Raw genomic sequence first — 12,737 nt, 5'->3', positions numbered from 1 at the left:
TTATGCCTTTGTGAGCGCGCGCGGCGGTTGCTCCGGGGCGCGGGTCAGCCAAAGGGCGAAGGCGGCGAGGATCACGATGGCTTCGGCGCCGAACCAAGGGCCGACGGACGCGTAGTCGTCAACATTGACCGGCAGAGTCCAGTACTGGAAACGGCCCATCGGGTTGTCGAGGCCGAGGAGCAGCAGCGCATAGATATTGTTGCCGAAATGGACCCCGGACGCGGCCCAGATGGAGCCGGTGCGCAGGGTGATGATCCCGGCGATCATGCCCATCAGGAAGGTCAGCCCGACATAGGAGAGGCCGAAGGCGGGCGTGCCCTGGTAATGGGCGAGGCCGAAGATCAGCGACGGGATGACAAGCCCGACCCATTGCTTGCCGAAACGCGCGATAAGCGAGGATTGCAGCCAGCCGCGAAAGACGAGTTCTTCGGTCAGCGTCTGGATGAAGATTACCGGGATGGCGATTGGGATCAGGGCCAGCCAGCCGGGGATGTCGTGATGGACGATGGGGCTGGAAAAGAGATGCGCCAGCGCGATGCCGACAAAGCCGAGGGCAATCGCGGCGAGGGTGCCGAGCAGGTAGTTCTTCACATCGAGTGGCCCGATCACCGCGCGCAGCGGGCGGCCTTGCACGGCCATCACGATCAGCGCGACCGCGAGGGCGGCGACGAAGGGGCCGGCGATGGTCAGGAGCGAGAGTTGTTCCAGCGAGAAGCCGCGGCCCACATGTCGCAGGATCATGGCCGCGCCCGCAAGCCCGCCCACGAAGCCCGCGCAGATCAGCACGAAGCCAAGAATAATGCCGAGAAGGGAAGGGCGCGTGTTCGGAGTCATGGCTTTGCGATAAGGGCTTGTTGAGATGGGCGCAAGCCGCCTCTTGCTCTTGTGAGCGCCGCGTAATTGCGCCAAAAGGGGGCCTAGCGCAACAATACGAAACGAGGCACGCCGATGGCCGACCGAAAGTTTGATAAATCCCGTCTCCCGAGCCGCCATGTGACCGAAGGGCCGTCCCGCGCCCCGCATCGCAGCTATTACTATGCGATGGGGCTTTCGGAGGACGAGATTCACCAGCCGCTCGTCGGGGTGGCGACCTGCTGGAACGAGGCCGCTCCCTGTAACATCGCGCTGCAGCGTCAGGCGCAGGCCGTGAAAATGGGTGTGAAACAGGCCAGCGGCACGCCGCGCGAATTCACCACCATCACCGTGACCGACGGGATCGCCATGGGCCATGAGGGGATGCGCTCCTCGCTGGCGAGCCGTGAAGCGATTGCCGACACGGTGGAGCTGACGATGCGCGGCCATTGCTATGACGCGCTGGTCGGCCTCGCGGGCTGCGACAAATCGCTGCCGGGGATGATGATGGCGATGGTCCGCCTCAATGTGCCGAGCGTGTTTATTTATGGCGGGACGATCCTGCCGGGCCGCCTCAATGGCAAGGATGTGGTCGTTCAGGACGTGTTCGAGGCGGTTGGCCAGCATCAGGCGGGCAATATGTCCGACGCCGAGCTGGAGATTCTGGAGCGCGTGGCTTGCCCGTCCGCGGGCGCATGTGGCGGTCAGTTCACCGCGAATACCATGGCTTGCGTGTCTGAGGCGATTGGTCTGGCGCTCTTCAACTCCGCCGGGACGCCTGCGCCTTATGAGAGCCGCGACCAGTTTGGTGAGGCGTCGGGCCGGGCGGTCATGGATCTCATCGAGAAGAACATCCGCGCCCGCGATGTGGTGACGCTGAAAAGCCTTGAGAACGCCGCGCGGGTTGTCGCCTGCACCGGCGGGTCGACCAATGCGGGGCTGCATTTGCCCGCGATTGCCCATGAGGCGGGGATCGACTTCACCCTTGAGGACGTCTGCGACATCTTCCGCGAGACGCCCTATTTCGTGAACCTCAAGCCGGGCGGTGAATATAACGCCAAGGATATGTGGGAAGTCGGCGGCGTCCCGGTGGTGCTGAAGGAACTGCGCAAGCAGGGGCTAATCCATGAGGATTGCATGACCGCGTCCGGCCGCACCATTGGCGAAGAAATCGACCGCGTGGAGCGGGAGGCCGATGGCCGTGTGATCCATCCGATCACGACGCCGCTGTCGAAAACCGGCGGTGTGGTGGGCCTGAAAGGCAACCTCGCACCGGAAGGCGCGATTGTGAAGGTCGCCGGGATGGCCGAGGAACATCAGGTGTTTACCGGTCCGGCGCGGGTGTTTGAGAGCGAAGAGGACGCCTTCGCCGCCGTGCAAAAGCGCGACTATAAAGAGGGCGATGTGATCGTCATCCGCAACGAAGGTCCCGCAGGCGGGCCGGGGATGCGCGAGATGCTGGCGACCACGGCGGCGCTGTCGGGTCAGGGCATGGGCAAGAAGGTGGCGCTGATCACCGATGGCCGTTTCTCCGGCGCGACGCGCGGGTTCTGCGTCGGCCATGTCGGGCCGGAATCGGCGCATGGCGGGCCGATTGCGCTTTTGCAGGATGGCGACATGATTACGCTCGACGCGATCAAGGGCGAGATTTCCGTCGATCTTTCGGACGACGAACTGGCCAAGCGCAAGGACGCGTGGAAGGGCCCGCGCCCGACCAATTACGCCTCTGGCGCGCTCTACAAATACGCCAAACTGGTGGGCGCGACCCATCTTGGCGCGGTGACGCATCCGGGCGCGAAGGCCGAAACACACGATTATTTCGAGCTTTAAGCCGACGACAGATGCAGAAAGGGCGGCCATGGTGCCGCCCTTTTCCGTGCAAAAGTGACGCAAGGCGAATTTCCTTCGGCGAGACGGTTGCCCGCTGCACCCCTTTCGTGGATAGCTTGCAGGAACAGGCGGCGAAGGGAGAAAACCATGCGTATTGGCGGATTTATTTTGGCACTGGCCTTGGCGGGCTGCATTCCGGGCGGCACGACGGTGATCTCCGAAGGCGATGCGATCACCTTCCCCGAAATTGCCGGGTTTTGCCTGAATGAAGAGGAAAGCCGCAACGGTCCCGAAAGCGTTTTCGCCGTCTATGGCGACTGCGAGGGTGAGAAGGCGCCGGGTGAGTTGCAATTCTCCCTCAGCCCGAATGACGTGACGCCGCCGGACCCTGAGGTGCTGGAAGAGTTCCTTCGGGAGCGCAGTTCCACCCAGTTTGCGGGCGGTGAAATCCTCGCCGAAGAGGTGATTGAGGACACGTTCCTGATCAAGATGAACGATGATGAAGGCCACTCCGGACCGGTCTGGCGCGCCTTCGCGGTGGTCGAGCAGCGGCTGATGAATGCGACCTATATCGCCGGGGAAGATGCGGGCGATGATGCGGCGCAAGTCCAGACGCTGTTCAACGCGGTGAACGCGCTTCAGGCCGCCAACGGCCAGTAATGGGCCGTCTGCGCGACCGATATATCCTGCGGCGGGCCTTGCAGGTCTGGCGGCGGCGTATCGAAGGCTTTGATGGCCTGAGCGCGCCGGAGCAGGAGGTGATCCTGAGCGACGCGGCGAGTTTGCGGGCTGTGCTGAACGGATTGCCGTCTCCGAAACCGCGCGCAGCGGCGGCGCTCGACAAGCCGAGCGATGTCGGGCCCGCCAATTCGGATTGGGCGCAGCGCCTTGGCCTCACGGCAGAGCGCTTTGCGCCGCGCGGAAGCGGGACGGAAAGCGGCACCGCCGTGGCTACGGGCTGCGTTCTTTACCATGATGGCGGCCCGGAGGCGGCGCTGATGATCGGACAGGACAGCGCAGGCGCGGCCCCTTTCCCGGTTGTGATCACAACGATGGGGTTCACGGGCGATTTTCTCTCGCTCGCGACGGGCCTGCCCGATGAGGTCGCCCATTCCAGCCATGCGGACCATATCTTCCGGCTTGACTGGAACGCTTTGAAAGGCCCGACCACGAAGGTTTACGCGCGGTTCAACATCCGCTCTTCGGCGGGGGAGGAGGAGATGACGCGGCTCCTCAATCTTGGCGAGGAAAGCTATGTGCAATTCCCCTTGCGAGAATTCGACCGTACCGATGAGGACCCGATCGAGGCGATTTGGCTCGATCTCATCTTCGCGGACCCGGCGCGGATCACGGTGCGCTTCGACGATCTGATCCTCTCGCGCCGCCATGCGGGCCGGGTCTGACCGGCGCGACGCGGCGTTATTCCCGTCAGTGGATGACTTTGCTTTACGTTTACGGCAAGTTTTCCGGAAAACGCCATCAGGGAGCCAGCCATGACAGCCTATCCGCATCTTTTCGCCCCGCTTGATCTTGGGTTCACGACGCTGAAAAACCGTGTGTTGATGGGGTCCATGCATACCGGGCTGGAAGAGCGCGGCGACTGGAATCGGGTGGCGGAATATTACGCCGAGCGCGCCCGCGGCGGTGTGGCGCTGATGGTGACGGGCGGGATGGCCCCGAACGAAGAGGGCGGCGTTGCGCCCGGTGCGGCGGGTCTCTTCACCCCGGAGGATATTGTGAACCATAAGGTCGTGACCGACCGCGTGCATGAGGCGGGCGGCAAGATCGCAATGCAGATCCTCCATGCTGGCCGTTATGCGATGACGCCGAAAGCGGTTGCGCCCTCGCCGATCAAGGCGCCGATCTCGCCGTTTCCACCGAATGAGCTGGATGCCGAGGGGATCGAGAAGCAGATTTCCGACATCGTGACCGCGGCCGTCCGGGCGCAGGACGCGGGGTATGATGGCGTCGAGATCATGGGGTCCGAGGGCTATTTCATTAACCAGTTCCTCGCGGAGCGGACCAACAAACGGACCGATGAATGGGGCGGCTCGCTGGAGAACCGCCAGCGTCTCGCGGTCGAAGTGGTGCGTCGGACCCGCGAAGCCGTAGGCACGGATTTTATTATCATTTATCGGCTTTCGATGCTGGATCTCGTCTCTGGCGGGCAGCCTTGGGAGGAGATCCTGACCCTCGCCAAGAAGATCGAGACGGCGGGTGCGAGCATCATCAACACCGGCATTGGCTGGCATGAGGCGCGGGTGCCGACCATCGCGACCTCGGTGCCGCGCCGGGCATTTACCTGGGTGACCAAGAAATTGATGGGCGAGGTGGGCGTGCCGCTCGTCACCTCAAACCGGATCAACATGCCCGATGTCGCCGAAAACGTGCTGGCCGATGGCTGCGCCGACATGGTGTCGATGGCGCGGCCCTTCCTTGCGGATGCGGATTGGGTGGCAAAGGCCGAGGCGGATCAGGCGGGCAGGATCGCGCCCTGTATCGCGTGTAATCAGGCCTGTCTCGATCATGTTTTCCAAGGGAAAATGACGAGCTGCCTCGTCAACCCGCGCGCCTGTCATGAGACGGAATTGCAGATCACCAAGGCCGAGACGCCGAAAACCTATGCGGTTGTGGGCGCAGGTCCTGCGGGTCTCTCGGCGTCGCTGACGTTGGCCGAGCGCGGGCACCGGGTGACGTTGTTCGACAAGGCCGGCATGGTCGGCGGACAGCTCAATATGGCCAAGATGGTGCCGGGCAAGGAGGAGTTCATCGGGCTGGTGGATTACTACGCCCGCGCCGTGGAGACGAGCGGGATTGACCTGAAGCTCAACACCGAAGCCACGCCCGAGACGCTTAAGGATTTTGACGGCGTGATCGTCGCCACTGGCGTGTTGCCGCGCGATCCGGGCATTCCGGGGCAGGAAGGACCGAACACGGTTTACTATACCGATGTGCTGCGCGGTGGCGCGAAGGTGGGCGAGCGTGTGGCGGTGATCGGCGCGGGCGGCATTGGCTATGATGTCAGCGAGTTCCTTGTGACCGATGACAGCCCGACGCTGGACCGCGAGGAGTGGGAAGAGGAATGGGGCATTACGGATCCTGCCGAACACGCAGGCGGTCTCGCCCCCGAAGGCCCGCAGCCGGAAGAGCCGCTGCGCAAGATTTACCTTTTGCAGCGCAAGGCGACGAAACACGGCAAGGGCCTTGGCAAGACGACCGGCTGGATCCACCGCGCGAGCCTTGCGATGAAGGATGTCACGCTGGTCGGCGGCGTGAATTATGAGGAAATCGGGCCGCAGGGGATTTTGCTCTCGCAGGGCGAAGCGCGGGAGAATCCGGAATGGCTGGAGGTAGACAGCATCGTGATCTGCGCCGGTCAGGAGAGCCTGCGCGCGCTGGAGGAGCCGCTGAAAGAGGCGGGCGTGCCGGTCCATGTGATCGGTGGCGCGGATGTGGCGGCGGAGCTCGACGCCAAGCGGGCGATTGATCAGGGGCTTCGGCTGGCGCTGACGCTCTAGGCGGAGCGTGCCCTTGCGGAGGGCCGCGTCGCGGCCCGTCCGGTGCGGCCACCAGCCCTGACGGGCTGCGAGCCCGCTAGCGGTAGACGCTCCGCAGGCGGTTCATAACCTCGGTGAGTTTGTTGGCGATCCCCGGTTCGGTCATGGTGTGGCCGGCATCCTCGATCATGTGAAGCTGTGCCTTTTCCATGCCTTGCATGAGGATTTCGGACGCGACCGGCGGGCAGACCATATCGTAGCGACCATGGACGAGATCCGTCGGGATATGTGCGATCTTGGGCAGATCATGGACAAGCTGCGACTCGCTCAGGAAGCAGTCATTCACAAAATAGTGGTTCTCGATCCGGGCGAAGGAAAGGATATGATCGCTCTCGGTCGCGAGAGATGTGCGGGCGGTGAGCGAGGCGGTGCGGCTTTCCCAACCGACCCAGAGGGACGCGGCTTTTCGCGCCTCCGCGCCATCACCGGCGAGGATCGGATGATAGGCTTTTACGGGATCATCAGCCCCGGCCACTGGCGAGAGGAACCGGGCGAAATCTTGCGGGAAAAACTTGCCCGCACCGCCGTGATAGAGCCATTCGATCTCCCGCTGCGTGCCCAGAAAGGTGCCGCGTAGAACGAGATGGCGGACCGCTTCGGGGTGGGCCTGCGCATAGGCCAGCGCGAGGGTCGCGCCCCAGGAGCCGCCGAACACGATCGCGGGTGGCAGGCCGACTTCAGCGCGAATTGTCTCGATGTCTTGAATGAGGTGCTGCGTGGTGTTCGCCTTGATAGAACCGTTCGGGCGCGAGCGGCCCGCCCCGCGTTGATCGAACAGAACAACCCGGTAATGTTTGGGATCGAAGAACCGCCGCATCAGCGCCGTCGCGCCCGCGCCCGGTCCGCCATGGAGCGTCAGAACCGGTATCCCGTTGGGATTGCCCGATTGTTCAACGTAAAGATGGTGGCCGTCGCCCACATCCACAGAGCGGCGGTCATAGGGTTCTATATTCGGATAGATCGGCGCTGTGGCCGTGGCGCTTTCCCTCATGGGCGGACTATGGCATAGCGTTTTAAAGGCCGAAAGGGGCAAAGCATGAGCAGCATCGACGAGGGCGAAGTCAGCAAATTTGCGGCGATGGCCGCGGATTGGTGGGACCCGAATGGCAAGGCGCGGCCGCTGCATCAGATGAATCCGTGCCGCCTAGATTACATCGCCGGACAGATCGCCGTAGAGTTTGCGCGAGATCGCAGCCAGCCAAAGCCGTTTGAGGGGCTGACGCTGGCCGATATTGGCTGCGGCGGCGGGCTTTTGTGCGAGCCGATGGCGCGGCTCGGCGCAGACGTGACCGGCGCAGATGCGGCGCTGGAAGGTATCCAGGTGGCGCGGCTCCATGCGGAGCAGATGGAGCTGGAGATCACTTACCGCCACGCGACCGCCGAGGCGCTGGTCGAAGAGGGCGCGCAATTCGACGTGGTGCTGGCGATGGAGATCATCGAGCATGTCGCCGAGCCAGCCGCCTTTGTCCGCACCCTGTCGGACCTAGTGAAGCCGGGCGGGCTGCTGATTATGTCCACCCTCAACCGGACCCCGCAAAGCTATGCGATGGCGATTGTCGGGGCGGAATATATCCTGCGCTGGCTCCCGGTCGGCACCCATGAATGGCAGCGCTTCGTGACGCCCGATGAGCTGGGCGAGATGATCGACGACGCGGGCCTGAAAGAACTGGACCGCCGCGGGATGGTGTTCAACCCACTAACCCGGCGCTGGAAACTCTCCGATGATCTGGCGGTGAATTACGCGCTGACGGCGCGGAAGGCTCACGGCTGATCGGCTTCGCGGTTCATGTCGCGATTGGATAAAAGGCTGAAGAACGCGCCCACCCCGTAAAACCAGACACTCGCGCGATGCTGATGCGTTACGCGGGCAAAGCCGCTTAACCCTCCAGCATGGCGCGGAGTTTGCGCAAGACTGGCAGTGTGGAGCGGATTTCCAGCGGGTCGAGGACTGTGCTGACTTGCGAGAAGGTCGAGCGGAACGCGTCCATCGCCTGATCGCGAGCCTGAATCCCGGCGCGGGTGATCGAGACATGTTTGCGGCGCGCGTCGTCCCAGTCCGGGCGGATATGCACATAGCCGGAGGATTCGAGCCGCGTCAGCGTGTTGGACATTGCGGCGCGGCTCACATGGAAGGCGCGCGCGAGTTGCGCCGGACTGCGTTCGGTCGAGAGGGTCGCGAGCAGGTTCAGCACGGAGACGTGGCTGAGTTCCATCCCCTTGGGAAGCGCGCGGCGCAAATGGCCGCGGAGCATCTGATCCACCACATCAAGCTCTGTAAAGAGCATCATGACCAGCGGATCACTCTGTGGGGTCTCGCGATTCATGATCGCAAGTTTATCAGGCGGCCAGCAGCGGGTCGAGTTTCCCGGCGCGGTCGAGGGCGGCCAATTCGTCGCTACCGCCGATATGTTTCCCGTCGATAAAGATCTGCGGAACGGTGGTCCGGCCGCCGGCTTTGTCGATCATCTCATCGCGGCGCTCAGGGCTTACGAGCAGGTCGATGATTTCGGGCTCAATCCCCTTGCTGTCCAGAAGCGCGAGGGCGCGCTGGCAGAACGGGCAGGTGGATTTCGAGTAAACGGTAACTGCGGACATGGAAACTCCTTCAACTGAGCGAAACATCTAAGCCCTCTGCGTATGATATGCAACGCGGGCGAGCACCAGCACATTGACCTCGCGCGCGCCGCACATGCGCAGGGCCTGCGTGCAGCTGGCAAGGGTCGCGCCGGTGGTCAGCACGTCATCGACGAGAAGGATGGACCGGCCCTTGACCCTCTCGCGATGCACGGCACTGACACTAAACACATTTTCCAGCGCGGCGAGGCGTTCGGCGCGGCTGCGGCCTTCCTGCGATCCGGTGTGCTGGATCTTTCGCAGAAGGTCCGGCATGGTGCGGGTCTGGCTGGAGAGGTGCTTGGCGAGCAGGGCGGACTGGTTGTAGCGCCGCTTGGCCATGCGCCGCCAATGAAGCGGCACGGGGGCGATCAGATCGGCGCGCGCGATGAGATCGCGGCCCGCGCGAGCCATCCACGGGGCCATCTGGCGGGCGAGATCGGGGCGGTCGCCATGTTTCATCGCGAGAATCGCGGTGCGCAGACTGCCCTTGTAGATCGCCACAGCGCGGGCGGAATCCCAGATTTTCGGCTCCGCAAGACAGGCATCGCAGGGGATATCGCTCGTCCCGGCGCCGAGTTGCGGCAAGCTGCATTGCGGGCAAGCCGGATCGTCGATCATTTCCAGACTGCCCCAGCATCCGGGGCAAAGCGCGGAATCGTTATGCAATTCCTCGTTGCAGGCGACGCAACGCGGCGGGAACAGCAAATGAAGCGATTTCTTGAGAATCGCGCGGGCTTTCATCCCGTTGGTCGCTGGCGTAAATAAATCCAATGACATCAGCACCCCTCTTCGACCTTCCTCTCCTGAAGCAGCGGCGGCAGCGGATTTCTGGCGAATCCTTCCTGCAAGATCTCGCTGCGGAGGAGTTAAGCGATAGACGAAATGTCGTTAACAGGTCGTTTACGAACGGGGTGCTGTTGACGGATTTTATGAAAAGTTACGCCACGTCTTTTCAAAATTTTAAGATCTTGCCAGAGGGCGAGGAAATTGCTCTGGAGCGCGGCGCGCATGACATTGTGGTGCATGGGCTGGGGCTGCATTGGGCGAATGATCCGATCGGGCGGATGGTGCAGGCGCGGTTGGCGCTGAAGCCTGACGGGCTGTTTCTCGGTGCGGCGTTTGGCGGGCAAACCCTGACCGAATTGCGCAGTGCGCTGGCGATGGCGGAAAGTGAGATCACCGGAGGGCTGTCGCCACGCATCGCACCGATGGGCGATATTCGCGACCTCGGCGGTTTGCTCCAACGCGCGGGATTCGCGTTGCCGGTGGCCGATTCCCTCACGCAGAAGGTCAGTTATCGCGATATTTACGCGCTGATGCGGGACTTGCGCGGGATCGGCGAGACCAATGTGATGACCGCCCGGCAAAAGACGCTCTCTCGGCGGGCGCTCTTTGACCGTGCGGGCGAGATTTATGCCGAGAATTTCCCGAGCGAGGATGGCCGCATCCTGGCCAGTTTCGAGATCGTGTTTCTCACCGGATGGACACCCGATGCGACTCAGCAACAGCCGCTCAAACCGGGCAGTGCGCAAATCTCCCTCGCCGATGTGCTGCCGGACCGTGGCGGCAAGGATTGACCGCGCCAGATTCGCCGCTCATTAACAGCGTTAACCAGCCGAAGGAGCCAGTTATGCCCAGACCGGAACATGCCGCACAGGACCACCCGAGCATCCCGAAACGCAAAGTCGGTGTCGTGATCGCGAATCTGGGGACGCCCGATGGCACGGATTACTGGTCGATGCGGCGCTATCTCAATGAGTTCCTGTCGGACCAGCGGGTAATCGACTATCCCAAATGGAAATGGCAGCCGCTATTGCAGGCGATCATCTTGACCAAGCGGCCGTTTTCCTCGGGCGCGGCGTATCGCGGGATCTGGAACAATGAGAAGGATGAGGGGCCGCTGCTGACCATCACCCGCCAGCAATGCGAGGCGCTGGCCGAGAAGCTGCACGGGCTTTACGGCGAAGAGGTCATGGTCGATTTCTGTATGCGCTACGGCAACCCGTCCACCGAAAGCGTGCTGACCAAGATGCAGGAAGCGGGCTGCGACCGGATCGTGTTTTTCCCGCTCTATCCGCAATATGCCGCGCCGACGACGGCGACGGCCAACGATCAGGCGTTCCGCACTTTGATGAAGATGAATTGGCAGCCTGCGTTTCGCACCGTGCCCGCCTATTACGACCGCCCGGAATTTATCTCCGCGCTCGCGACCTCGGTGCGCGAGGCTTATGAGAAGGCCGGTCACGCGCCGGATCTGCTGGTGTGCTCCTATCACGGGATGCCGAAGCGCTATCTGATGGAGGGCGACCCCTATCATTGCCAATGCCAGAAAACGACGCGGCTGTTGAAAGAGGAACTGGGGTGGGACGATCACGCCATCACCACCACTTTCCAGAGCCAGTTTGGGCCGGAGGATTGGCTGCGTCCTTATACTGTTGAGTATGTGGCGGAGCTGGCCAAGCAGGGCAAGAAGCGGATCGCGGTGATTGCTCCGGCGTTCTCGGCGGATTGCGTCGAGACGCTGGAGGAAATTCAGGAAGAGATTCAGGAGAGCTTCATGGAAGCGGGTGGGGAGAGTTTTCTCTACATCCCCTGTCTGAATGACGACGCGCCGCATATCGACGCGCTGACCGAGATTTTGAAAACCGAGCTGGCGGGCTGGCTGACCTGACCGGTTCAGCCACCGTCTCGGATCATCGCTGTCTTAAGCGGCTTTCTTCGGCGCGTTCACCGGCCAACCGGTGAAGGAGTTTTTGCCTACGCGGATGGTGATACGACCATCGGCAAGTTGCTCCTGAACCTCGCCTTGCATGGAAATGCAGCTCGAAAGACGAATAGTGCGATACATGATCTGTGTCCTCCGTTACACATCGTGCCGGGCCCCATGCCCTGCGATCACGTTAATGTGAGATAATTAACAAGTTGCTGTCAGGGACCGCAAGATGGAATGTTATTTTATCGGAATTTGTGAAGACCGCCGATGAAAAAAGATGCAGAACGCATTGTAATGACGGGTGCTTCGGGACGGCTTGGGCGGATGCTTCTCGCCTATTGGCCGGAGGACGCGCCACCGCTGATCCCGCTGGATCGTGCGTCATTTGATTTGTCGATGAGCGTCGAAGAGATGCGCGCGGCGTTTGAGTCGGCCGCGCCGGATCTGATCCTGCATCTCGCTGGCGTCACGCCGACCGGGCCGAAACCGGCCAGCGAGGCGGATTTTCAGGCGCTGAATACGGCGGCGGCAATCCGGGTGATGGAGGCGGCAAAAACGCCGGTTTTTCTGGCCTCATCAGCCTCGGTCTATGGCGGTAAGCACGCGAAAGTGCATGAACTTTCGCCCCTCGATCCGCCGAGCCCTTACGCGCAAAGCAAGGCCGACGCGGACCGCGCGGCGGAGGCGCATCGCCATGTCACCGTTCTGCGCTATCCGACCATCGCGGGGGCCGACCAGCTTTTGCAAAATGCACTGAAGGCGCGCGAAAAGAACCCGCTGCGCCTCGACCGTTTCCCCGATGGGGGCGCGCCGCGCCGCGCCTATATCGGGCCGCGCGATCTGGCGCATATCCATGCGGCACTCGCCAAGGCGCTTCTGTCGGAGCAGGAATTGCCGCCGGTTCTCAACCTCGCCTCGCCCCGTCCGGTGGCGATGGACCGGCTGCTCAACGCCTTCGCAAATGCGACCGGGCGCAGCATTCCCTGGGTGTGGAAACCGGCGGGAGATAGCGCAATCCGCGAACTTGCCTTTGACACAAGGCGTTTATCGCGGTTTTATCGTTTCGATGGGAGTGGTGCGGGCGCAACCGCAATCGCCAATCAGGCGGCAGACTGGTTCAAAAGAGATGGCCAGCTCGACGCATAGGGGGCAGCGGAGGACTGAGAGGC

At 62.5% G+C, this 12,737-nt stretch carries 14 protein-coding genes; 8 read left to right on the top strand and 6 right to left on the bottom strand.

Features of this window, described 5'->3' with window-relative positions; translation table 11 throughout:
- On the bottom strand, positions 1 to 834 hold the full coding sequence (locus ACMA5I_RS08580; protein ID WP_525885842.1) for a CPBP family intramembrane glutamic endopeptidase: 834 nt from the start codon (positions 832 to 834) through the stop codon (positions 1 to 3).
- Between the two features lie 114 nt (positions 835 to 948).
- Here ACMA5I_RS08580 and ilvD point away from each other — a divergent pair, with 114 nt between their 5' ends.
- From ilvD to ACMA5I_RS08560, 4 genes are all read left to right on the top strand, one after another.
- A complete protein-coding gene (gene ilvD / locus ACMA5I_RS08575) occupies positions 949 to 2,682 on the top strand; it encodes a dihydroxy-acid dehydratase (protein ID WP_525885841.1) in 1,734 nt (577 codons plus the stop codon).
- Between the two features lie 147 nt (positions 2,683 to 2,829).
- A complete protein-coding gene (locus ACMA5I_RS08570; protein ID WP_525885840.1) occupies positions 2,830 to 3,342 on the top strand; it encodes a hypothetical protein in 513 nt (170 codons plus the stop codon).
- Positions 3,342 to 4,085 carry a DUF6478 family protein gene (locus ACMA5I_RS08565; protein ID WP_525885839.1) on the top strand — a complete coding sequence of 248 codons (744 nt, stop codon included), beginning with the start codon at positions 3,342 to 3,344 and terminating at the stop codon, positions 4,083 to 4,085. The genes ACMA5I_RS08570 and ACMA5I_RS08565 overlap by 1 nt, the downstream gene beginning before the upstream one ends.
- A gap of 90 nt (positions 4,086 to 4,175) precedes the next feature.
- Complete coding sequence (locus ACMA5I_RS08560; RefSeq protein WP_525885838.1) at positions 4,176 to 6,200, top strand: 2,4-dienoyl-CoA reductase FMN-binding domain-containing protein; 2,025 nt, start codon at positions 4,176 to 4,178, stop codon at positions 6,198 to 6,200.
- A gap of 76 nt (positions 6,201 to 6,276) precedes the next feature.
- On the opposite strand, the gene pip is transcribed toward ACMA5I_RS08560, so the two are convergent.
- Positions 6,277 to 7,230 carry a prolyl aminopeptidase gene (gene pip, locus ACMA5I_RS08555; RefSeq protein WP_525885837.1) on the bottom strand — a complete coding sequence of 318 codons (954 nt, stop codon included), beginning with the start codon at positions 7,228 to 7,230 and terminating at the stop codon, positions 6,277 to 6,279.
- Between the two features lie 45 nt (positions 7,231 to 7,275).
- Between pip and ubiG the strand changes: the two genes are divergently transcribed.
- Positions 7,276 to 8,010, top strand: a complete 735-nt coding sequence (gene ubiG / locus ACMA5I_RS08550) for a bifunctional 2-polyprenyl-6-hydroxyphenol methylase/3-demethylubiquinol 3-O-methyltransferase UbiG (RefSeq protein ID WP_525885836.1) — start codon at positions 7,276 to 7,278, stop codon at positions 8,008 to 8,010.
- A gap of 106 nt (positions 8,011 to 8,116) precedes the next feature.
- Here the strand turns inward: ubiG and ACMA5I_RS08545 are convergent, their stop codons facing one another.
- The 3 genes from ACMA5I_RS08545 to ACMA5I_RS08535 are packed head-to-tail and all read right to left on the bottom strand — an operon-like array spanning position 8,117 to position 9,632.
- The gene (locus ACMA5I_RS08545) at positions 8,117 to 8,563 is read right to left on the bottom strand and encodes a MarR family winged helix-turn-helix transcriptional regulator (RefSeq protein ID WP_525885835.1); all 447 of its coding nucleotides are present in this window, start codon (positions 8,561 to 8,563) and stop codon (positions 8,117 to 8,119) included.
- A gap of 13 nt (positions 8,564 to 8,576) precedes the next feature.
- Entirely contained in the window at positions 8,577 to 8,834 is a 258-nt protein-coding gene (gene grxC, locus ACMA5I_RS08540; RefSeq protein WP_525885834.1) for a glutaredoxin 3, read from the bottom strand.
- 27 nt (positions 8,835 to 8,861) lie between these two features.
- On the bottom strand, positions 8,862 to 9,632 hold the full coding sequence (locus ACMA5I_RS08535) for a ComF family protein (protein WP_525885833.1): 771 nt from the start codon (positions 9,630 to 9,632) through the stop codon (positions 8,862 to 8,864).
- A 191-nt stretch (positions 9,633 to 9,823) separates the two neighbouring features.
- Here ACMA5I_RS08535 and ACMA5I_RS08530 point away from each other — a divergent pair, with 191 nt between their 5' ends.
- Both ACMA5I_RS08530 and hemH read left to right on the top strand, forming a co-directional pair.
- Positions 9,824 to 10,432 (top strand): methyltransferase domain-containing protein, encoded by a 609-nt coding sequence (locus ACMA5I_RS08530; protein ID WP_525885832.1) that lies wholly within the window; start codon positions 9,824 to 9,826, stop codon positions 10,430 to 10,432.
- 53 nt (positions 10,433 to 10,485) lie between these two features.
- Positions 10,486 to 11,526 carry a ferrochelatase gene (hemH, locus tag ACMA5I_RS08525; protein WP_525885831.1) on the top strand — a complete coding sequence of 347 codons (1,041 nt, stop codon included), beginning with the start codon at positions 10,486 to 10,488 and terminating at the stop codon, positions 11,524 to 11,526.
- A 33-nt stretch (positions 11,527 to 11,559) separates the two neighbouring features.
- Here the strand turns inward: hemH and ACMA5I_RS08520 are convergent, their stop codons facing one another.
- Positions 11,560 to 11,703 (bottom strand): hypothetical protein, encoded by a 144-nt coding sequence (locus ACMA5I_RS08520; RefSeq protein ID WP_525885830.1) that lies wholly within the window; start codon positions 11,701 to 11,703, stop codon positions 11,560 to 11,562.
- A gap of 132 nt (positions 11,704 to 11,835) precedes the next feature.
- Between ACMA5I_RS08520 and ACMA5I_RS08515 the strand changes: the two genes are divergently transcribed.
- A complete protein-coding gene (locus tag ACMA5I_RS08515; RefSeq protein WP_525885829.1) occupies positions 11,836 to 12,714 on the top strand; it encodes an NAD-dependent epimerase/dehydratase family protein in 879 nt (292 codons plus the stop codon).
- Positions 12,715 to 12,737 lie beyond the last annotated feature (23 nt).

The sequence above is a fragment of the Jujubicoccus corallicola genome (genome assembly GCF_047345645.1).
Classification (GTDB): domain Bacteria; phylum Pseudomonadota; class Alphaproteobacteria; order Rhodobacterales; family Rhodobacteraceae; genus JBLEFH01.
This window is presented reverse-complemented; position numbering and strand designations above follow the sequence as displayed.

What these genes read in the sequence shown, in the direction of transcription:
- ACMA5I_RS08580 (WP_525885842.1), bottom strand. Translation starts at nt 834, where the DNA reads ATGACTCCGAACACGCGCCCTTCCCTTCTCGGCATTATTCTTGGCTTC.
- ilvD (WP_525885841.1), top strand. Translation starts at nt 949, where the DNA reads ATGGCCGACCGAAAGTTTGATAAATCCCGTCTCCCGAGCCGCCATGTG.
- ACMA5I_RS08570 (WP_525885840.1), top strand. Translation starts at nt 2,830, where the DNA reads ATGCGTATTGGCGGATTTATTTTGGCACTGGCCTTGGCGGGCTGCATT.
- ACMA5I_RS08565 (WP_525885839.1), top strand. Translation starts at nt 3,342, where the DNA reads ATGGGCCGTCTGCGCGACCGATATATCCTGCGGCGGGCCTTGCAGGTC.
- ACMA5I_RS08560 (WP_525885838.1), top strand. Translation starts at nt 4,176, where the DNA reads ATGACAGCCTATCCGCATCTTTTCGCCCCGCTTGATCTTGGGTTCACG.
- pip (WP_525885837.1), bottom strand. Translation starts at nt 7,230, where the DNA reads ATGAGGGAAAGCGCCACGGCCACAGCGCCGATCTATCCGAATATAGAA.
- ubiG (WP_525885836.1), top strand. Translation starts at nt 7,276, where the DNA reads ATGAGCAGCATCGACGAGGGCGAAGTCAGCAAATTTGCGGCGATGGCC.
- ACMA5I_RS08545 (WP_525885835.1), bottom strand. Translation starts at nt 8,563, where the DNA reads ATGAATCGCGAGACCCCACAGAGTGATCCGCTGGTCATGATGCTCTTT.
- grxC (WP_525885834.1), bottom strand. Translation starts at nt 8,834, where the DNA reads ATGTCCGCAGTTACCGTTTACTCGAAATCCACCTGCCCGTTCTGCCAG.
- ACMA5I_RS08535 (WP_525885833.1), bottom strand. Translation starts at nt 9,632, where the DNA reads ATGTCATTGGATTTATTTACGCCAGCGACCAACGGGATGAAAGCCCGC.
- hemH (WP_525885831.1), top strand. Translation starts at nt 10,486, where the DNA reads ATGCCCAGACCGGAACATGCCGCACAGGACCACCCGAGCATCCCGAAA.
- ACMA5I_RS08520 (WP_525885830.1), bottom strand. Translation starts at nt 11,703, where the DNA reads ATGTATCGCACTATTCGTCTTTCGAGCTGCATTTCCATGCAAGGCGAG.
- ACMA5I_RS08515 (WP_525885829.1), top strand. Translation starts at nt 11,836, where the DNA reads ATGAAAAAAGATGCAGAACGCATTGTAATGACGGGTGCTTCGGGACGG.